This is a genomic window from Serratia oryzae, assembly GCF_001976145.1.
Lineage (GTDB): Bacteria > Pseudomonadota > Gammaproteobacteria > Enterobacterales > Enterobacteriaceae > Chania > Chania oryzae.
Window position 1 is genome coordinate 267521 of sequence record NZ_MOXD01000004.1, and the last position, 20328, is coordinate 287848.

General features: G+C 54.1%; 16 protein-coding genes, 1 tRNA gene and 1 pseudogene. 10 read left to right on the forward strand and 8 right to left on the reverse strand.

The window, feature by feature from the left end:
- The first annotated feature begins 11 nt into the window (after nucleotides 1–11).
- Nucleotides 12–326, forward strand: coding sequence for a DUF1889 family protein (locus BMI79_RS09635; protein ID WP_076941918.1), 315 nt, complete (start codon nucleotides 12–14; stop codon nucleotides 324–326).
- Nucleotides 327–540: 214 nt separating this feature from the next.
- On the opposite strand, the gene BMI79_RS09640 is transcribed toward BMI79_RS09635, so the two are convergent.
- Together BMI79_RS09640 and BMI79_RS09645 are read right to left on the reverse strand one after the other, a co-directional pair.
- Nucleotides 541–1317, reverse strand: a complete 777-nt coding sequence (locus BMI79_RS09640; protein WP_125828765.1) for a hypothetical protein — start codon at nucleotides 1315–1317, stop codon at nucleotides 541–543.
- Between the two features lie 300 nt (nucleotides 1318–1617).
- Nucleotides 1618–1693, reverse strand: a tRNA-Ile gene (locus tag BMI79_RS09645).
- Nucleotides 1694–1834: 141 nt separating this feature from the next.
- Between BMI79_RS09645 and mug the strand changes: the two are divergent.
- Nucleotides 1835–2328 (forward strand): annotated as a pseudogene (gene mug / locus BMI79_RS09650) (G/U mismatch-specific DNA glycosylase).
- Nucleotides 2329–2380: 52 nt separating this feature from the next.
- Here the strand turns inward: mug and rpoD are convergent.
- From rpoD to rpsU, 3 genes are all read right to left on the reverse strand, one after another.
- Nucleotides 2381–4219, reverse strand: coding sequence for an RNA polymerase sigma factor RpoD (gene rpoD, locus BMI79_RS09655; RefSeq protein WP_076941920.1), 1839 nt, complete (start codon nucleotides 4217–4219; stop codon nucleotides 2381–2383).
- 156 nt (nucleotides 4220–4375) lie between these two features.
- Entirely contained in the window at nucleotides 4376–6124 is a 1749-nt protein-coding gene (gene dnaG, locus BMI79_RS09660; protein WP_076941921.1) for a DNA primase, read from the reverse strand.
- A gap of 135 nt (nucleotides 6125–6259) precedes the next feature.
- A complete protein-coding gene (gene rpsU, locus BMI79_RS09665; protein ID WP_001144069.1) occupies nucleotides 6260–6475 on the reverse strand; it encodes a 30S ribosomal protein S21 in 216 nt (71 codons plus the stop codon).
- A gap of 292 nt (nucleotides 6476–6767) precedes the next feature.
- On the opposite strand from rpsU, the gene tsaD reads away from it, so the two are divergent.
- Nucleotides 6768–7781 carry a tRNA (adenosine(37)-N6)-threonylcarbamoyltransferase complex transferase subunit TsaD gene (gene tsaD, locus BMI79_RS09670; protein WP_076941922.1) on the forward strand — a complete coding sequence of 338 codons (1014 nt, stop codon included), beginning with the start codon at nucleotides 6768–6770 and terminating at the stop codon, nucleotides 7779–7781.
- A 30-nt stretch (nucleotides 7782–7811) separates the two neighbouring features.
- Here the strand turns inward: tsaD and plsY are convergent, their stop codons facing one another.
- A complete protein-coding gene (plsY, locus tag BMI79_RS09675) occupies nucleotides 7812–8450 on the reverse strand; it encodes a glycerol-3-phosphate 1-O-acyltransferase PlsY (RefSeq protein WP_143555410.1) in 639 nt (212 codons plus the stop codon).
- A gap of 107 nt (nucleotides 8451–8557) precedes the next feature.
- Here plsY and folB point away from each other — a divergent pair, with 107 nt between their 5' ends.
- The 5 genes from folB to lldD all read left to right on the forward strand — a co-directional run bounded on the left by folB (nucleotide 8558) and on the right by lldD (nucleotide 13765).
- Nucleotides 8558–8917 carry a bifunctional dihydroneopterin aldolase/7,8-dihydroneopterin epimerase gene (gene folB, locus BMI79_RS09680; RefSeq protein ID WP_076941924.1) on the forward strand — a complete coding sequence of 120 codons (360 nt, stop codon included), beginning with the start codon at nucleotides 8558–8560 and terminating at the stop codon, nucleotides 8915–8917.
- A gap of 183 nt (nucleotides 8918–9100) precedes the next feature.
- Nucleotides 9101–9925: an undecaprenyl-diphosphate phosphatase gene (gene bacA, locus BMI79_RS09685; RefSeq protein WP_076941925.1), complete on the forward strand. Its 825-nt coding sequence runs from the start codon at nucleotides 9101–9103 to the stop codon at nucleotides 9923–9925.
- A gap of 254 nt (nucleotides 9926–10179) precedes the next feature.
- A complete protein-coding gene (lldP, locus tag BMI79_RS09690; RefSeq protein WP_076941926.1) occupies nucleotides 10180–11835 on the forward strand; it encodes an L-lactate permease in 1656 nt (551 codons plus the stop codon).
- On the forward strand, nucleotides 11832–12602 hold the full coding sequence (gene lldR, locus BMI79_RS09695; protein WP_076941927.1) for a transcriptional regulator LldR: 771 nt from the start codon (nucleotides 11832–11834) through the stop codon (nucleotides 12600–12602). The genes lldP and lldR overlap by 4 nt, the downstream gene beginning before the upstream one ends.
- Before the next feature lie 20 nt (nucleotides 12603–12622).
- Nucleotides 12623–13765 (forward strand): FMN-dependent L-lactate dehydrogenase LldD, encoded by a 1143-nt coding sequence (gene lldD / locus BMI79_RS09700; RefSeq protein ID WP_076941928.1) that lies wholly within the window; start codon nucleotides 12623–12625, stop codon nucleotides 13763–13765.
- 52 nt (nucleotides 13766–13817) lie between these two features.
- Here lldD and BMI79_RS09705 read toward each other — a convergent pair whose 3' ends face one another.
- Together BMI79_RS09705 and BMI79_RS09710 are read right to left on the reverse strand one after the other, a co-directional pair.
- Entirely contained in the window at nucleotides 13818–15053 is a 1236-nt protein-coding gene (locus tag BMI79_RS09705) for a multifunctional CCA addition/repair protein (RefSeq protein ID WP_076941929.1), read from the reverse strand.
- Between the two features lie 117 nt (nucleotides 15054–15170).
- Nucleotides 15171–15788 carry a TIGR04211 family SH3 domain-containing protein gene (locus BMI79_RS09710; RefSeq protein WP_076941930.1) on the reverse strand — a complete coding sequence of 206 codons (618 nt, stop codon included), beginning with the start codon at nucleotides 15786–15788 and terminating at the stop codon, nucleotides 15171–15173.
- Nucleotides 15789–16056: 268 nt separating this feature from the next.
- Between BMI79_RS09710 and BMI79_RS09715 the strand changes: the two genes are divergently transcribed.
- A complete protein-coding gene (locus tag BMI79_RS09715) occupies nucleotides 16057–17364 on the forward strand; it encodes a CYTH domain-containing protein (RefSeq protein WP_076942068.1) in 1308 nt (435 codons plus the stop codon).
- Between the two features lie 51 nt (nucleotides 17365–17415).
- Complete coding sequence (glnE, locus tag BMI79_RS09720; RefSeq protein ID WP_076941931.1) at nucleotides 17416–20253, forward strand: bifunctional [glutamate--ammonia ligase]-adenylyl-L-tyrosine phosphorylase/[glutamate--ammonia-ligase] adenylyltransferase; 2838 nt, start codon at nucleotides 17416–17418, stop codon at nucleotides 20251–20253.
- Nucleotides 20254–20328 lie beyond the last annotated feature (75 nt).

The window sequence follows — 20328 nt, forward strand, 5'->3', positions numbered from 1 at the left end:
TGGAAATTCTGATGAAACATGTTCTTGAAGTGGCACTGAAAAAATTAACCGCTCGTATAAACTTGTCAACAGGACTACTCCATCCACAAGATGAAAGTTTCGCAAAAGAACTATTCAAATTTCTGCATAAAGAGAAAGTTCCTCTACACGGTGATGAAATCACTAGTTGGGCCATTACAAATGGTTGGGAGCATAAATATGCCAAAGAACTTGGAGATTTAGCAGGCAGGATAGGTTCTGGTGGAAGGGTTGTAGTTAAATTTAAGGGGCAGCTAAATCAAGATTTGATACTGCTTCTAAAGGGCGATAATAAAAATAACCCTTAATTATTTGGCTAATTACTGGTCGCTTAGGCGGCCTTTTTATAATGATTCATGATTAGCTTTACTACATTGATATCATATATTTTAACGCCAGATAAAATCAGATCTTGATGTGAGTACAATCAGCACCTGTTCTGATTTATTCGTATTTTTTTGTGGTGATACGCATATCGAACAGTGTATCAACTTTAGTTAGTTCGCATATCTTAGAAGTCTATTATATGAAAGGGTATTTCCTTGTTTTATCGAGTGCGCAGTCTATGGAGTAATGCAGTTCAGTAATCTCTCGGTAATCATATTTTTTTATTTTTAGTGCTTTTCCAAGCGGTAGGCCTTTATTCTTGTTTTTTTCGAAATTATTTTTATTTAAATCTAGACGCAATGTGTAGAAGAGACCCTCTGCGAGAAATGAAATTTTATACTCATTGTTTGTATAATCTGTATGGCAGGGACATAGTATGTTTTGGATGTAATATGTTCTTTTTTCACTGAAGGGATCATAAATTTTAATGATATTTATTCTCATGATTTCATTTATATCCATCCTTTCATTTATGGCTAGTGTATTCATGAGTAAACAATTCCTTATGATATCAGATACCCTGGGAGGAAATAGTACATTTTTAAATTCATCTAGCTTGGATTGAGCCATCCTCCAAAATATACTCAAGCAATATAAATAAAAACGATCGTGTTGATAATTATAAACGATTATATTTTTATTCCCTTTTACGATATTTTTACTTCTCCTTAATAGACTTATTCCGTATTGCTCAAAATTTGAGCTAAATAATTGTTCGCAGTCGTGGCAAAGCATTTTTTCCTTAGCACCAACGTTGTCTCTTCTGGGCTTGGTTGTCTCATCAGCAGTTACAACAATTAGTTGCGGTGAGTCTCTTCGAACCTTTTTTATAAAACTATTAGGAATAATATGCGAAGAACATAGTTTTTTTCTTTCATGGCACAGTGCACATTTTTCATCATTTTCTGACATTTTAAGGCCCCAGAATGTTTATGGTCTGAAGATTGTAACTCGTTTTGGGTGGATTGCTTACGCTCATGATACCGGTAAACAAAGTAGCAAATGGACGTGTTTTCTAATGGTGGCTTTTTGCATGAGCAGGGGCATAGCGTTTGTTCTTCGTGAGTTCTCACAGCTAAGGCTCACCATCAACTGGCATGGTGGTTTACTTTTTAGCCATAATGTTACCCAGAGATACTTATGCAAAATATCCTATAAATATCCTAGAAAAACTAAAGGGGTTACGCTGTTAACGTAACCCCTTGTTTTATTTGGTGGCCCCTGCTGGGTTTGAACCAGCGACCAAGCGATTATGAGTCGCCTGCTCTAACCACTGAGCTAAGGGGCCAAGCGGCGTGATTATACGGTAATCGCATGATGAAGGTCTACTGCCTTCAAATCATATGTCGCTTTTATGTTCAGTTATAGCCTGTTGTAATTGCAGGCAGATTTTGCGATAACCACTCCAAATGCTTTAACGGAACATATTATGATCACGGATATTCTGGCTCCTGCTTTGCGGGTTGTCTTTTGTGGCATCAATCCCGGCCTTTCTACTGCGCATTATGGCTATCATTTTGCTAATGCCAACAATCGCTTCTGGAAGGTTATCCATCAGGCGGGCTTTACTGAGCGTCTCTTGGCTCCGGAAGAAGAGCGGCATCTTCTGGATACGGGGTGCGGCATAACCATGCTGGTTGAACGTCCAACGGTTGAGGCCAGCGAGTTGGCGCGCAATGAGTTGCGTGCGGGGGGGAGGCATTAAAAGAAAAGATCCTGCAATGCCAGCCGCAGGCGCTGGCGATCCTCGGAAAGCAGGCATTCAGCAGCGCACTGGGTATCCGCCAGGTGCCCTGGGGACGTCAGGAGATGATGATCGGTAAAACGCAGGTGTGGGTGCTGCCTAATCCGAGCGGGCTGAACCGTGCCACGCTGGAGCAACTGGTGGTGAGTTATCGTGAACTGTTTCTGGCGCTGAAATAAAGGCAATAAAAAACCCCGGGCAGGCCGGGGTTTCAATGTGTGTCAGCTAGCCTTAGTCATCCAGGAAGCTGCGCAGCACTTCTGAACGGCTTGGGTGGCGCAGTTTACGCAACGCTTTGGCTTCGATCTGACGGATACGTTCACGGGTAACGTCGAACTGTTTGCCCACTTCTTCCAACGTGTGGTCAGTGTTCATATCGATACCGAAACGCATACGCAGCACTTTCGCTTCACGTGCGGTCAGGCCAGCCAGAACGTCGTGCGTTGCAGAACGCAGGCTTTCAGAGGTGGCAGAATCCAGTGGCAGCTCGAGGGTGGTATCCTCGATGAAATCGCCCAGATGTGAATCTTCATCATCACCGATCGGCGTTTCCATGGAGATCGGCTCTTTGGCGATCTTCAGCACTTTGCGGATTTTGTCTTCAGGCATCAGCATACGTTCAGCCAGCTCTTCCGGCGTTGGTTCACGGCCCATCTCTTGCAGCATCTGGCGCGAAATACGGTTGAGTTTGTTGATGGTCTCAATCATATGCACCGGAATACGGATGGTACGTGCCTGATCGGCGATAGAACGGGTGATCGCCTGACGGATCCACCAGGTGGCATAAGTCGAGAACTTATAACCACGACGGTATTCGAATTTATCTACCGCTTTCATCAGGCCGATGTTGCCTTCCTGAATCAGATCCAGGAACTGCAGACCACGGTTGGTGTACTTCTTGGCGATCGAGATAACCAGACGCAGGTTAGCTTCAACCATCTCTTTCTTCGCGCGGCGGGCTTTCGCTTCACCGATCGACATACGGCGGTTGATGTCTTTCACCTGCTCAATGGTCAGGCCGGTCTCTTCTTCGATCTGACGCAGCTTCTGCAGGCTGCGCTGCACGTCGTCACCGACATCTTTCAGCTTTTCTGACCATGGCTTAGCCATTGCCAGTGCCGCTTCGAACCAAGTGGTGCTGGTTTCGTTACCGGCAAACAGAGTGACGAAGTTTTTCTTCGGCATTTTGCACTGTTCAACGCACAGCTTCATGATGAGACGTTCTTGGGTACGAACGCGATCCATCATGGCACGCATGCTGTTGACCAGGAAGTCGAACTGTTTTGGCACCAGACGGAACTGCTTGAACACTTCAGACAGCTTCAGGATCTCTTCTGCTGCGCTGGCGTGGCTGCGACCGTTCTTTTTGATCATCAGACGGGTGGCTTCGTACTGATCGCGCAGATCGGCGAACTTCTGACGAGCAAGCTCCGGATCGATGCTGTTATCGTCTTCAGCATCGTCTTCCTCGTCTTCGTCTTCATCGTCGTCATTCTGCTCTTCGGTCGTTAATTCGGAACCGATATGCGTCGCGGTTGGGGCGATGTCCTCTTCCGCGTTGGGATCGACGAAGCCGGTGATCAGATCGGACAGGCGCGCTTCACCCGCTTCGACGCGATCGTACTGTTCCAGCAGATAGGTAATGGCTTCCGGGTACTCGGCCACGGAGCATTGCACCTGGTTAATACCGTCTTCGATACGTTTGGCGATGTCGATTTCGCCTTCGCGCGTCAGCAGTTCAACGGTACCCATTTCACGCATGTACATGCGCACCGGGTCGGTGGTACGGCCAATCTCGGATTCAACGCTAGAGAGCACCTGAGCAGCGGCTTCTTCGGCGTCTTCGTCTGTGTTGTTTGAGTTTTCAGCAAGTAACAGGTCATCGGCGTCCGGTGCCTCTTCCATCACCTGGATGCCCATGTCATTAATCATCTGGATGATATCTTCGATCTGATCGGAGTCGACGATATCTTCCGGCAGATGGTCATTGACCTCAGCATAGGTCAAGTAGCCTTGCTCTTTACCACGGGTGACAAGTAGCTTCAGCTGTGACTGCGGGTTTTGCTCCATAAGACGGTATCCACACTTCAGAGTATTTGGGTTGGTGTCGGTCGGCGAAACCGCCAACAATAGCATTTGGGGCGTTTTAGTTGTTGCCGCGGCCCACTATGGCGGCATATTGCAGGGTTGAACCCTCGCATTTATCGGCACTTAAGCCGTTGGTATTCAGTTTTTTTTCGCTAACACCTGATTCAGTGAGCGAACTTCTTCACGTTCTTCAGGGCTCAGGCCGTGTGTTCTGGCTTGGGCGATCAGTGTTTCCAGCCGTTGCTCTAGCACCGAGTCATACAAGCTGGCCAACGTATCTAAAAAGGTCTGCTCGACCATATCCTCAACGATCATATGGTTCCAGGTCGCCAAGGTTTCAAGCTGCTGGCTGAATTTGTTGTCGCGATACAGCTCAAGCAGTTGGCCGGTTGTCAGGCCGGGTTGCGCCAGGCAGGTTTGTACCAGTTCAATAAACAGCGGTAATCCCGCCTGCTTGGTCTGCTCTAATCCTTCCAGTGAAGGGATAAGTGTAGCCAAACGCGGATTTTGTACCAGTAACCCTATCAGTATACGCATGGTTGTGCGTTTTAGCTGGGGCACCTGATAATTATTCGCATTTTCAGCCTGTTTGGGCATCAATTTGTCGAGCTGGCTGTCGTCCAACAGGCCCAACTTGCTGCCGAGCTGCTGGCGCAGATACAGGCGCAAAGTCTCGCCCGGTACTTGAGTAATCAGCGGTAGCGCCAGCGTGCTCAGCTTGGCGCGGCCGTCCGGGCTGCTCAGGTCAACCTGTGGCATCAAAGTTTCGAACAGGAAAGTGGACAGTGGCTGTGCCAGCTCCATCCGTTGTTCGAATGCCTCTTTGCCCTCTTTACGCACTAATGTGTCCGGGTCTTCGCCATCAGGCAAAAACATAAACCGCAACTGACGCCCGTCGTTGAGATAGGGCAGTGCGGTTTCCAGCGCACGCCAGGCCGCTTCGCGACCGGCTCTGTCGCCGTCATAACAGCAGACAACGTGATCGGTGGCACGGAACAGAAGCTGAATATGTTCAGCCGTGGTCGAAGTTCCCAGTGAGGCGACGGCATAGTCGATGCCGTATTGCGCCAGTGCCACCACATCCATATAGCCTTCAACTACCAGCAAACGCTGCAGGGTAGGGTGGCTCTGCTGTGCTTCATACAGGCCGTACAGCTGGCGGCCCTTGTGGAATACTTCGGTTTCCGGCGAGTTCAGGTATTTCGGCATACCATCGCCCAACACGCGGCCGCCAAAGGCGATCACCCGCCCGCGTTTGTCGCGGATTGGGAACATGACACGTTCACGGAAACGATCGTACGTACGCCCTTGATCGTTAGTCACCAACATTCCGGCATCGTTCAATGCGGCGCGGCTGTCGGCGTCGCGGCCAAAGCGTTTTAACGCATTATCCCAACCGGCTGGTGCAAAACCGATGGCAAAATGCTGGATAACCTGCTCACTCAACCCGCGCTGTTGCAGGTAATTACGCGCCTGTGCACCGCTGGATTGCTGCAGTGATTGTTGATAGAACGCGCTAAGCTGTTCCATCAGTTGGTAGAGACTTTGGCGCTGATGGCGTTCAATCTGCGTCGGCCCGGTGCCTGCTTCGTAAGGCACTTCCAGCCCGTGCATGGTGGCCAGTTCCTCAATGGTTTCGACAAACTCGAGCCTGTCGTAATTCATCAGGAAATCGACGGCGTTGCCGTGCGCACCACAACCAAAACAGTGATAAAACTGTTTATCGCCATTAACGGTGAATGAAGGCGTTTTTTCGTGGTGGAACGGACAGCACGCGTGATAATTCTTACCTTGCTTCTTGAGCTTGACCCGGGCGTCGATCAGATCGACGATGTCGGTACGCGCCAGCAAGTCATTGATAAATACACGCGGAATTCGTCCAGCCATAAGCCCCTGTTCGATTGCTTATAAACGAGAACAAGCCGCGCATTCCTTACGGAAAGCACGGCCTTCGTATGCAACTACTCAGTCTGCGTGTTCTTGGAAAAGAAAAAATCACGCGGTGGGGTTACCCCCGAAGGATTAATACAGACGAGTGCGGCGTGCGTTTTCGCGAGCCAGTTTCTTGGCGTGACGTTTTACAGCAGAAGCTTTAGCGCGTTTGCGTTCGGTAGTCGGTTTTTCATAGAACTCACGACGACGAACTTCAGCTAAAACACCTGCTTTTTCGCAGGAACGCTTGAAACGACGCAGAGCAACGTCAAATGGCTCGTTTTCACGTACTTTAATTACCGGCATGTGCCTCTCACCTCAATAGAATTCGGTTTGCTGCTGGCCAAGCGCCAGCCTTTTCAAAATGGTGCGGAATTTTACTTCAATGGATGCTGCTTTGTAAAGCACCATAGCAAATTGAAACACGCCGCGTTCCGGCAAACTCGCGCAATTATGCATCGGCCGCCGATTATAGACGAATCGGGGAGAATTGCTCGTTTTTAATCACCCGTGGCGAATCATCAACCTAGCGTACAATGGCGGTAAATGGCTGTGATTATGCTAAACTGGCGGCCGCACGTGAATGATGGGAAATGTAATGCGAGTACTGGGTATAGAAACCTCCTGCGATGAAACCGGAATTGCAGTGTATGACGATCAAGCCGGTTTATTAGCCAACCAACTGTACAGCCAGGTGAAGCTGCACGCCGATTACGGCGGTGTGGTGCCTGAGCTGGCGTCCCGCGATCACGTGCGTAAAACCGTGCCGCTGATTCAGGCGGCGCTGAAAGAAGCAAACCTGTGCGCTGCAGATATCGACGGTGTGGCCTATACCGCAGGCCCAGGCCTGGTGGGCGCATTGCTGGTGGGGGCAACCATTGGCCGCGCGCTGGCGTTTGCCTGGAACGTGCCCGCCGTGCCGGTGCACCATATGGAAGGCCACTTGTTGGCCCCGATGCTGGAAGATAATCCTCCGGCGTTCCCGTTTGTGGCGCTGCTGGTATCCGGTGGGCATACCCAACTCATCAGCGTTACCGGCATTGGCGAATACGAATTATTGGGCGAATCTATTGATGATGCCGCCGGTGAGGCTTTCGATAAAACCGCCAAACTGCTGGGGCTGGATTATCCCGGTGGCCCGATGCTGTCTAACATGGCACAGCAGGGCAGCGCAGGGCGTTTTACCTTCCCGCGCCCGATGACCGATCGCCCTGGCCTGGATTTCAGTTTCTCCGGGCTGAAGACCTTTGCCGCCAATACTATCCGCGCCAACGGTAACGACGATCAGACGCGTGCCGACATCGCGCGCGCGTTTGAGGATGCGGTGGTGGATACGCTGGCGATTAAATGCAAGCGTGCGCTGGAGCAGACCGGGTTTAAACGTCTGGTGATGGCCGGTGGCGTTAGCGCCAACCGTACCTTGCGCGCTAAATTGGCGGAAATGATGAAAAAACGCGCTGGGGAGGTGTTCTACGCTCGCCCAGAGTTTTGTACCGATAACGGTGCGATGATCGCCTATGCGGGGCTGATACGGCTGAAAAGCGGTGCCAATCCAGAGCTGAGCGTTTCTGTGCGCCCGCGTTGGCCGTTGGCAGAATTGCCGGCGGTATAAACGCTGAGGGCCGGCAATCTCCGGCCCCAATTATTCTTCTTTATGCTCTTCCTGCTCTGCAGCATCTTGTTTCTTCTTGCGGAATTTACCCCAAATTTTGCCTTCCTGCCCGCGCCACAGGCGCTGGATGTTGTCGTGATGGCGCATCAGGATCAGGCATGAAAGCATCGCCACCGGGAAGGTAAACTGCGGTTTGAACCACCAGACGTAGAATGGTGCGATTAGCGCGCTGACAATTGCCCCCAGCGAGGAGTAACCGCTCAGCAGCACCGTCAACAGCCAGGTACCGGTCATCAGGCCGGTGAGATCCCAGCCGATCGGGGCGATAGCCCCGAACGCAGTGGCAACACCTTTACCGCCGCGGAAGTGGAAGAACACCGGATAAATGTGGCCGAGGCAGGCGGCGATCGCCGTCAGGCCAAGGTACAGCGGCGGAACATTGAGCGCATAAGCCAGCCAGACGGGTAACATTCCTTTCAGAATATCAAAGACCAGTACCGTTGCGGCAGCCAAGCGGCCGCCAATGCGCAAGACGTTGGTCGCCCCGGGATTCCCTGATCCATGTTCACGCGGATCCGGTAGCCTGGCGATCCGGCAAACCAGGATCGCGCTGGAAATTGAGCCACACAGATACGCGAAGATAATCATGCCAAGCGCGGTAGCACTCATAACGCGGTTCCGTTTAATAATGGTCGTTTTACTCGCAACATCCATGGATAATACGCATATTCCGCTGGAAGTGGTATCCAGCAGGGCCAAAAACTGAGAATGACGTGATGGATATCGTATTTATCGAAGAGCTTACCGTAATCACCACCATTGGCGTTTATGACTGGGAACAAACCATTCAGCAGAAACTGGTGTTCGATATCGAAATGGGCTGGGATAACCGCCAGGCTGCAACCAGTGACGATGTGGACCACTGCCTGAGCTATGCCGATGTCAGCGATGCGATCATTCAGCACGTGCAGTCGCAGCGTTTTGCGCTGGTGGAGCGCGTGGCAGAGGAGGTATCCGAAATTTTACTGCAACGCTTTAAATCCCCGTGGGTCCGTATTAAGGTCAGCAAGCCGGGAGCGGTTGCACAGGCCAGCCGGGTTGGCGTGATCATCGAGCGTGGCACGCGCGGTGCCTGATTGTCATTCAGATGCAACTCAGAAGGGTTATTCTGGGCAATAATGAATATGGGTTTGAGCGGCACTGTATTTGAGCATTGCCGCTTTTTTACGTTTATCCCCTTGATTTTGCAATGGCTGGCTGTGCAGCTTGCAGGCGATGGGGGATATAGCCTTAAATTTGACATGGGGTAAGGCAGGATCATGGCTGACATGCATTCACTGTTTGTTGCGTTTATTCTTGGGGTGGTTGAAGGGTTAACCGAATTTTTGCCGGTTTCCTCCACCGGGCATATGATCATCGTCGGTGAATGGTTGGGGTTTACCGGTGACACGGCCAAAACTTTTGAAGTGATCATTCAACTGGGGTCGATTCTGGCGGTGGTGGTGGTGTTCTGGCGCCGCCTGTTTGGCCTGATCGGCATTCATTTCGGCGGTAAGCCGGTGGAGCATGAGGGGAAAACGGCCGGGCGTTTGAAGCTGGGCCATATTCTGTTGGCGATGATCCCGGCGGTAGTGCTGGGGCTGGTGTTCCACGACGTGATTAAATCGCTGTTTGCACCGAAAAACGTGATGTATGCGTTGATCGTCGGCGGCGTGCTGCTGCTGGTGGCTGAATGGTTGAAACCGAAGAATCCTCCGGCAGTGGGGCTGGATGACATCACTTACCGCCAGGCATTTGCCATCGGCTGCTTCCAGTGTCTGGCGCTGTGGCCAGGTTTCTCCCGTTCGGGAGCCACCATTTCCGGCGGTATGCTGGTGGGCGTGAGCCGTTATGCGGCGTCCGAGTTTTCCTTCATCCTGGCGGTGCCGATGATGATGGGGGCCAGCGCGCTGGATCTCTACAAGAGCCTGCATTTCCTGACGCTGGGCGATCTGCCGATGTTCGCCGTCGGTTTTATTACCGCCTTCGTTGTTGCGTTGATCGCGATTAAAACCTTCCTGCAGCTTATCAAACGTATTTCGTTTGTGCCGTTCGCCATTTATCGTTTTATCGTTGCGGCGGTGGTGTACATGGTGTTTATGTAAACACCAGCAATTCATTCTCTTCTTCAATAGTGGGCTTTGCCCACTATTCACAAATTTCTCCCTCCCCTCGCTATTTGGTCCTACCAATCGATAAAAAATGTGAATCTCTCACACAGAACAGCCAAAAATAAAAACAGAGTCATTGCATATTTTTAACAGTGAATTAACTATCGCATATCAAATAGATTACCCCACCTTATTGGTAGGACCAATTCGGTGGGGAAGAAATGCGAACAATCGCTGGAGATATTTGCATGCAAGCCTGGCAACAAGTTTATGATCCTATGAGTAATATCTGGCTGTCGAGCCTGATCGCGGCGCTGCCTATTCTGTTTTTCTTTTTTGCTCTGATAAAACTCAAACTTAAGGGGCACATTGCTGCCACATTCACCGTGGGGATTGCCCTGCTGGTGGCGCTGTTTCTTTACCAGATGCCGGCAGAACGTGCGATCGCCGCAGTGGTGTATGGCTTTTTCTATGGTTTATGGCCGATTGCCTGGATCATTATTGCGGCGGTGTTTGTCTACAAAATCTCGGTCAAGACCGGGCAGTTTGACATCATTCGTTCTTCGATTCTTTCGATCACGCCCGATCAACGTTTACAGATGCTGATCGTGGGTTTCTGCTTTGGCGCCTTTCTGGAAGGGGCGGCCGGGTTTGGCGCGCCGGTTGCGATCACCGCTGCGCTGCTGGTTGGGTTGGGGTTCAACCCGCTGTATGCGGCGGGGCTTTGCCTGATCGTCAACACTGCGCCGGTGGCTTTCGGCGCGATGGGGATCCCGATTATCGTGGCGGGTCAGGTCACCGGGTTAGACAGCTTCGAAATCGGCCAGATGGTTGGGCGTCAATTGCCCTTTTTGACGATCATCGTGTTGTTCTGGATCATGGCGATAATGGACGGCTGGCGTGGCATCAAGGAAACCTGGCCAGCAGTGGTGGTGGCTGGGGGCAGCTTTGCCATGGCGCAGTATCTCAGCTCCAACTTTCTGGGGCCGGAACTGCCGGACATCATCTCTTCGCTGGTTTCACTGGTGTGCCTGACGCTGTTTCTGCGTGTCTGGCAGCCTAAACGCATCTTCCGTTTTGAGAACGCTGAAGGTCCGGTTACTGAGCCAACGCTGACGCAGCACAGCTACACGCTAGGGCAGATTGTTCGCGCCTGGATGCCGTTTATTTTCCTGACCGCCACCGTCACCCTGTGGAGCATCCCGCCGTTTAAAGCGTTGTTTGCTAAAGGCGGAGCATTGCAAGACTGGGTATTCAATTTCCCGGTGCCATTCTTGGATAAGCTGGTAGCGAAAATGCCGCCGGTGGTGGCAGAGATCACGCCTTATGCCGCGGTGTTCAAGCTTGACTGGTTCTCGGCCACCGGTACCGCGATTATGGTTGCGGCAGTTGCCTCGGTGATTTATCTGCGGATGAAGCCCAAAGATGCAATCATCACATTTGCCGAAACGTTAACCGCCTTGATGCTGCCGATCTATTCCATTGGCATGGTGCTGGCGTTTGCTTTTATTTCTAACTATTCCGGCCTGTCGGCAACGCTGGCGTTGGCATTGGCGCATACTGGCAAGGCCTTCACCTTTTTCTCGCCGTTCCTTGGCTGGCTGGGCGTTTTTCTAACCGGCTCCGATACTTCGTCCAACGCACTGTTCGCCGCCCTGCAAGCGACCACCGCGCAGCAGATTGGCGTTTCGGATGTGTTATTGGTGGCGGCTAACACCACCGGCGGCGTCACCGGGAAAATGATTTCGCCGCAGTCTATTGCCATTGCCTGCGCAGCCGTTGGCCTGGTGGGGAAAGAGTCAGACTTGTTCCGCTTTACGGTGAAACACAGCCTGATCTTCACCTGTATGGTGGGGGTGATCACCACGCTTCAGGCCTACTGGCTGACGTGGATGATCCCATGAGCGCATCTCAGTCACCGCGCCTAGCCGATCGTCTGGTCGAGCACGTTAAGGCAATGATTCACGAGCGTAAACTGCAAGCGGGCATGCGTTTGCCCGCCGAACGCCAGTTGGCCAACGAGTTGGGCGTTTCGCGCTCCTCGTTGCGTGAAGCGATCCAGAAACTGATTAGCGAAAAGGTGCTGATTAGCCGACGCGGCGGTGGCACCTATGTTTGCGACGAACTTTCCCCCTGGTCGGAACAATGCATCGTAGAACCACTGAAAACCTTGGTCGCCGACGACCCTGATTATCGCTACGACATTCTGGAGGCCCGCCACGCGATTGAGGCCAGCACCGCCTGGCACGCGGCGATGCGTGCCACCGCGGCAGATAAAGAGAAGCTGCAGGCTTGTTTTGACGCCACGTTAGAGTTTAAAGAGAGCGATAACCCTGATCTGGCGGCACAGGCAGATGTACGTTTCCACCTGGCGATTGCCGAAGCTTCCCATAACGTGGTGTTGCTGCAAACCATGCGTGGTTTTTTCGATTTAATGCAGTCTTCCGTCATGCATAGCCGCCAGCGCATGTATACCGTGCCGACCATCTTTGCGCGGCTTACACAACAGCATGAGGAAATGTTGCAGGCTATTCTGGCTGGGGATCCTGAACGGGCTGGCAGAGCGGCAAAATCCCACCTAGGGTTTGTGCATTCCACCATTAAAGGCCTGCATGAAGATGAGGCAAGGTTGGCGCGCATTACCCGCCTGCCGGACGAAAATTCACTGTAATAAATAAGGGAGATCGCTCCATGATTATCTCAGCAGCCAGCGACTACCGCGCTGCGGCACAACGTAAACTGCCACCTTTTCTGTTTCACTATATTGATGGCGGCGCTTACGCCGAGCACACTCTGCGGCGCAACGTGGAAGATCTGGCTCAGGTCGCGTTGAGGCAGCGGGTGTTGAAAAACATGTCGGCACTCAGCCTGGAAACCAAACTGTTTAACGAAACGCTATCGATGCCCGTGGCCCTTGGCCCGGTTGGGTTGTGCGGCATGTATGCGCGCCGTGGCGAGGTGCAGGCCGCGCGGGCCGCAGAGCGAAACGGCATTCCTTTTACGCTTTCTACCGTCTCGGTGTGCCCCATCGAAGAAGTGACGTCGGCGATCAAGCGCCCGATGTGGTTTCAACTGTATGTGCTGAAAGATCGCGGATTCATGCGCAATGCCTTGGAGCGCGCGAAAGCCGCCGGCTGTACCACGTTGGTCTTTACCGTGGATATGCCGACACCCGGCGCTCGCTACCGCGATGCGCATTCCGGCATGAGCGGCCCGCACGCCGCACTGCGGCGCTATTGGCAAGCGGTAACCCATCCCGCCTGGGCATGGGACGTTGGCCTGAACGGGCGCCCGCACGACTTGGGGAATATCTCAGCGTATCTCGGTAAACCCACCGGCTTGGAGGATTATATCGGCTGGCTGGGGGCCAACTTTGATCCTTCGATTTCGTGGAGCGATCTGGAGTGGATCCGCGACTTCTGGCAGGGGCCGATGGTGATTAAGGGCATTCTCGACGCTGATGATGCGCGGGATGCCGTGCGTTTTGGTGCCGATGGCATCGTGGTTTCCAACCACGGTGGCCGCCAACTGGATGGCGTGCTCTCTTCTGCCCGTGCGCTGCCGAGTATTGCCGACGCGGTAAAGGGGGATATCACGATCCTGGCAGACAGCGGGGTGCGCAGCGGGTTGGACGTGGTGCGGATGATTGCGCTCGGGGCCGACAGCGTGCTGTTAGGGCGCGCGTATCTTTATGCGTTGGCGACCGCAGGCCAGGCGGGGGTGGAAAACCTGCTCGATCTGATCAGAAAAGAGATGTGTGTAGCGATGACGCTGACCGGGGCGAAAAGTATCGCGGAAATCAGCCGTGACTTATTGGTGCAGGAAGGCTTCTGAGTCACCCCCTTCCTCTTGCCCGAAAATAGGAAAGAGGAAGGGACTAACCGGCTTAGGCCTGGGGTTCCTGCGTTTTTTTCCATTCTGCCAGTGCCTGCTGGCGGCGGCGTTTGACCTCATCGCGGATCGCCAAGCCTTGCAGGCCGCTGTCAACCACCTCTTTAACCGAGACAGTGTTGGCTATCTGATACGCCTGGCGCAGATAATCCCCTTGTGGATAAGGGTTGTTTTCAAAACCGGCACGGCCACGGGCATCGGCCTCACTGGAGAGGATCATCTGTTCCAGCCGCTGCGGCTTGCGCCACACGTCAATGGCATCAAACAGCTTTAGCAGGGTTTCTGGGCGCAGTTTATTCACCGTGTGGATCAGATCGTGGTATTCAGCCACCAGCTTGGCCAACTCGCGCACGGGATTGGGCACGCGCAGCCGCTTGCACAGTGCTTCGACCAGTTTCACCCCGGCTGGCCCGTGGCCATAGTGATGAGGCCACAGTTCTGGCGGCGTCTTGCCCTTACCGAGATCGTGGCACAGGGCAGCAAAGCGGATATCCACTTCAGGGCTGAGCTGCGTGGCAATGGCCAGCGTCATCAGCGTATGCACACCGGTATCGATCTCCGGGTGCCATTTCTCAGGCGCAGGCACGCCAAACAGCGCGTCGATTTCTGGGAACAGCACCTGCAGTGCACCACAGTCACGCAGTACCTGGAAGTAAACCTGTGGGCTTTGGCTTTGCAGCGCTTTCTCGGTTTCTTTCCACACGCGCTCGGCCGTCAGTGCCGCCAACTCGCCGCTCTCTGCCATCTGCCGCATCAGTGCGCTGGTTTCTGGTGCCACGCTAAAGCCCAAATGGGCAAAGCGGGCGGCGAAGCGCGCCACGCGCAGTACGCGCAGAGGGTCTTCGCCAAAGGCCGCGGAAACGTGGCGTAACACCCGTGCTGTAAGATCGGCCTGGCCGTGGTAAGGGTCGATCAATGCGCCATCGGCAGCCTGCGCTATGGCGTTGATGGTGAGATCGCGTCGCAGCAGATCGTCTTCCAGCGTCACGTCCGGCGCGGCATAGCAGGTAAAACCGGTATAGCCCTGGCCGGATTTGCGCTCTGTGCGCGCCAATGCATACTCTTCATGGGTTTCTGGGTTGAGAAATACCGGGAAGTCTTTACCCACCTGCTGGTAGCCGCGTGCCAGTAGATCGTCAGGCGTTGCGCCGACCACCACCCAGTCGCGATCGACCACCGGTATATTGAGCAGATTGTCGCGGACGGCACCGCCGACCAGGTAAATCTTCACGGTTTAACTCCTGAATATATTGGATGGCTGGTTTTATCAGATTACATCAATTGGCGGGCAGATGCTGAGGCCAATAAAAATGGCGCCCGCAGGCGCCTGAGCTGGCTGAGAATGAGATCAGTTCATCCAGCGATTATTTTTACGGCGCGGAACCAGGCGCGGAAGCAGCAGACCAAGCAACAGGCCAGCACCGGCAACGCCGCCGCCGTACAGGAACCATTGCAGAATAATCGTGCGCTGTTTGTCGTCGAGTTGCAGATTAACCGCGTTCACCTTCTTCTGGGCGACAACCAGCTGATTTTTCAGATCCTGGTTTTCCTGCCGCAGACCATTGATGGTGCTGTCGCTGGCGGCCACTTTTTGCTGCATTTCGGCGGTGCGCTGATTCCAGCTGTTATCGATATTGGCTAATTTATCGGTCAGGGTTTTCACCTGCTGCTCCAGTTCCGGCACCTGAGTTCGCAGGCTTGGCGTCTGGCTCAACTGATCCAGTTGGATCCACACGGTGCGCCCTTTCGAGTCACGGATCTGACCATAGCTGTTGTTTTCGTTCACGCTCAGCAGCGTCACTTCTTCACCGGCGTTCAAAGTCCCTACAATACGATATTGCGTACCAGGGCCGCTGTGGACATAAGTGTTTAATTCATCGGAGATATAGCGCTTATCTTCGGCATGTGCGCCCCAAGTGATGCTGAAGCTCAGCACGGCAAGGCAAATCAGGCGTAATTTCTGCATGAGTTAATCGTTTCTAGGTGAATTAATGGAACGATAGTAGAGCGTTCAGTCTGATGGCGCAACGCCAAAACCGGAATGAGAACACTCTTAGTATCACGGATTCCGTGCGTTGCGTGGCATTTTATAGCCTAACAGGTTTTTTCTACAGTCGGCAGAGTCAAGCCGGTGGGAATCGCGGTAAGATACTCACCATTGTGTGTTCGTGGCCGGCTGACTCCGCCACCGTGAAGCCTCACGGTAGTGCCTAACCTATTGGTGTAAAAGAATGATGAGCGTTGAAATAGAACTGAAGTTTATTGTTTCCCCTGAAGCGATCGCTGGCCTTCCCGCACGGCTGGCCGCTTGGCCGCATCAGCATTCTGCACCGCAGAAGTTGACCAATATTTACTTCGAAACCGCCGACAATTTCCTGCGTAGCCATGATATGGGCCTGCGTATCCGTGGTTTCGACGACAGCTATGAAATGACCATCAAAACTGCAGGTTCGGTGGTGGGTGGCCTGCACCAGCGGCCAGAGTACAACGTTGCCATCAGCAAGCCGGTGTTGGCCTTGAAAAAGTTCCCGGCAGACATCTGGCCGGAAGGCTGCAAGCTGGCCCCATTGCAAAAGGCGCTGCAGCCGCTGTTCCGTACCGACTTTGTGCGTGAGAAGTGGGTGGTCACTTACGGTGAGAGCGAGATTGAGATTGCGTTTGATCAGGGTGAGGTTAGCGCAGGGGAACTGAGGGAAACGCTGTGTGAAGTTGAACTGGAACTGAAGCAGGGCGAAGCCCGCGATCTGCTGGCTTTGGCAACGGCCTTAGCGGAACAGGGTGGGCTGCGCCAAGGCAGCCTAAGTAAAGCCGCGCGGGGCTATCATCTGGCGCAGGGCAATGCCGAACGTGAGCGTCGCCCGTTGGCGGTGCTGAAACCGGCCGCCAAATCCACGGTTGAACAGGGCATGGTGGCGGCCTTTGAGCTGGCGCTGAGCCATTGGCAGTATCACGAAGAACTGTGGCTGCGCGGCGATAAACAGGCACGCCGTGCGGTCATGGAAGCGATCGCCTTGATTCGGCAGGCATTGGTGATTTTTGGCGGCCTGGTGCCGCGCAAGGCCAGTGCCGATCTGCGCGCCCGCCTGACGGCGCTGGAGCCGTTGCTGGAGGATAAAACCACCGAGCCCCAGGTGCTGTGCTACAGCGCAGAGTACCTGCAATGTAAGTTGGCGCTCACATCATGGCTGATGACCGGCGCATGGCGGCCATTTATTGATGCCAAGTCACAGGCTAAGCTGGACGGCTCATTCAAGCGTTTCAGCGATATCATGCTGGGGCGCTGCGCTGCCGATCTGAAAGAAGCCTTTACGCGCACTCTGAATGAAGATGAATATCAGGAGCAGTTGCCGCGTTTGACGCGTCAGGTGCTGGCTTTCATGCTGCTTTCCGGTGCCTACCCGGACAGCGAATCCGCGCCCTATATTGACAGCTGGCGCGAGCTGCAACTGGCGGTCGCGGAGCGCCGTCAGGGTTGGTATGAAGGCTGCCGCAAGCAGGCTTTATCCCATGCGCCATTTTGGTTGAATGGTGCCGTTCGTTAACTACCATCGCGGGCCTGCTCGCTTGCAGGCCGCAGAATAGGTCACTCACTTATGTTGCCACTCTCTGCTGCGTTACAGGTTCAGGCACAGGATATCGTGCAGCGATTTCAGGAAACTCAAGGCGCTGAGGTGCTGCTCAGTGCTGCGGAACAGGCTGTTTTGGCGTCGAGCGATTTTGTCAGAGACATGTTGCTTGGCCACCCCGAGTGGCTGGAAAGGCTGCGCCAGCAGCCACCGGTTCCGGAAGAGTGGCAGCACTATGCGGCCTGGTTGCAGGACGAGTTGGAAGAGGTGCGCGACGAAACACGGTTGATGCAGGTTCTGCGCCTGTTTCGCCGCGAGAGCCTGGTGCGTATTGCCTGGGCGCAGGCCCAACAGCTTTGCACCACAGAGCAAACCTTGCAGCAGTTGAGCGCGTTAGCAGAAACGCTGATCGTCAGCGCCCGGGATTGGCTCTACCAGACCTGTTGCCGTGAGTGGGGCACCCCTTGCAATGCCGCAGGCGTGCCGCAACCGCTGCTGATCCTGGGGATGGGCAAGCTGGGGGGCGGTGAGCTGAATTTCTCTTCGGATATCGACCTGATCTTTGTTTACCCGGAAAATGGCCAGACGCAAGGCGGCAGGCGTGAGCTGGACAACGCCCAGTTCTTCACCCGTTTGGGGCAGCGGCTGATCAAGGCGCTGGATCAGCAAACTATCGACGGCTTTGTCTACCGGGTGGATATGCGCCTGCGGCCGTTTGGTGACAGTGGCCCGCTGGTGATGAGCTTTGCCGCGCTGGAGGATTACTACCAGGAGCAGGGGCGCGATTGGGAACGTTATGCCATGGTGAAAGCACGCCTGATGGGCGGCTCTGAAGATCCCTACAGCCAGGAACTGCGTAACACGCTGCGGCCATTCGTGTTCCGCCGCTATATCGATTTCAGCGTGATCCAGTCGTTGCGCAATATGAAAGGCATGATTGCCCGTGAAGTGCGGCGGCGCGGGCTGAAGGACAATATCAAACTGGGTGCCGGTGGCATCCGCGAAATTGAATTTATCACCCAGGTATTCCAACTGATCCGCGGCGGGCGCGAACCCAGCCTGCAGGGGCGTGCGCTACTGCCCACCTTGCAGGCGGTGGGGGAACTGGGGCTGCTGACGCCGCAGCAGGTGGCCGAGTTGAGCGCCAGTTATCTGTTCCTACGGCGGTTGGAAAACCTGCTCCAGGCGATTGCCGATCAGCAAACGCAAACATTGCCGCAGGATGCGCTGGATCAGGCGCGCCTCGCCTGGGGGATGGATCAGCCCGATTGGCCAGCACTGCTGGCGGCACTGGAGGCACAGATGCAGAATGTGCGCGCCGTGTTTGATGACCTGATCGGCGACGATAGCCCCGATGTAGGCGAAGATCCCAACTATCAGCACTATCATAGCCTGTGGCAGGACGATCTGGACGAAAACGAACTCACGCCGCTGACGCCGCATCTGACCGAAGAACCCCGCCGCCAGATGTTGCGTACGATCGCTGAATTCCGTCGTGACGTGGACAAACGCACCATCGGCCCGCGTGGCCGCGATGTGCTGGATCAACTGATGCCGCGCCTGCTGGCGGAGGTCTGCCCGCGCGGCGACGCGCCCACCGCGCTGGTGCGTTTGACCCAACTGTTACTGAGCATTGTCACCCGCACCACCTATCTGGAGCTGCTGGTGGAGTATCAGGCCGCTCTCAGCCATCTGATCCGCCTGTGTGCGGCCTCGCCGATGGTGGCCAGCCAACTGGCGCGCTATCCACTGTTGCTGGATGAACTGCTGGATCCTGCCACGCTATACCAGCCGGTGGCGCTGGATGCCTATCGTAGTGAACTGCGCCAGTACCGCCTGCGCGTGCCGGAAGACGACGAAGAACAGCAACTGGAAGCGCTGCGGCAGTTCAAGCAGGCGCAGCAGTTGCGTATTGCCGCAGCGGACATCGCCGAAGCGCTGCCGGTAATGAAAGTGAGCGATCACTTAACCTATCTGGCAGAAGCGATCATTGATGCGGTGGTGCAACAGGCGTGGAAAGACATGGTGGCGCGCTACGGCCAGCCAACTCACCTGCATGAACGGGAAGGGCGCGGTTTTGCGGTGATTGGCTACGGCAAGCTGGGGGGTTGGGAGTTGGGTTACAGTTCCGATCTCGATCTCGTATTCCTGCTCGACTGCCCGCCGGAGGTGATGACCGATGGCGCACGCTGTATCGATGGCCGTCAGTTCTACCTGCGCCTGGCCCAGCGCGTGATGCATCTGTTCAGCACCCGTACTTCTTCTGGCATTCTTTATGAAGTGGATGCACGCCTGCGCCCTTCCGGGGCCGCCGGGATGCTGGTCAGCACCGTCGAGGCGTTCGCCGATTATCAGCATAACGAGGCCTGGACCTGGGAGCATCAGGCTCTGGTGCGTGCGCGTATTGTATATGGTGATCCGGCGTTGCATCAGCAGTTTGACGCCATCCGCCACGAGATCCTGTGCAAAGCGCGTGAAGCAGAAAAGCTGCAGCAGGAAGTGCGTGAAATGCGCGAGAAAATGCGCAACCATCTGGGCAATAAACAGCGCGATCTGTTTGATATCAAAGCAGACGAAGATGGCATCACCGACATCGAATTTATCGCCCAATATCTGGTATTACGTTATGCGAGTGCGGAACCACGCCTGACGCGTTGGTCCGATAACGTGCGCATCTTCGAGCTGATGGCCAACTACGACATTATGCCGGAAGAGGAAGCGCGGGCGCTGACCCAGGCCTACGTCACCATGCGTGATGAAATTCACCATCTGGCCTTGCAGGAACATTCCAGCAAGGTCAGCAACCAGCTGTTTATGACGGAACGCGAGCAGGTGCGGGCCAGCTGGCAGAAATGGTTAAGTTAACCGGGTTATTACGGGTATTACTGGCCGCTATGGTAATATCTGCCGAATTTATTTTTATGACTTGTTTGGAGTTAT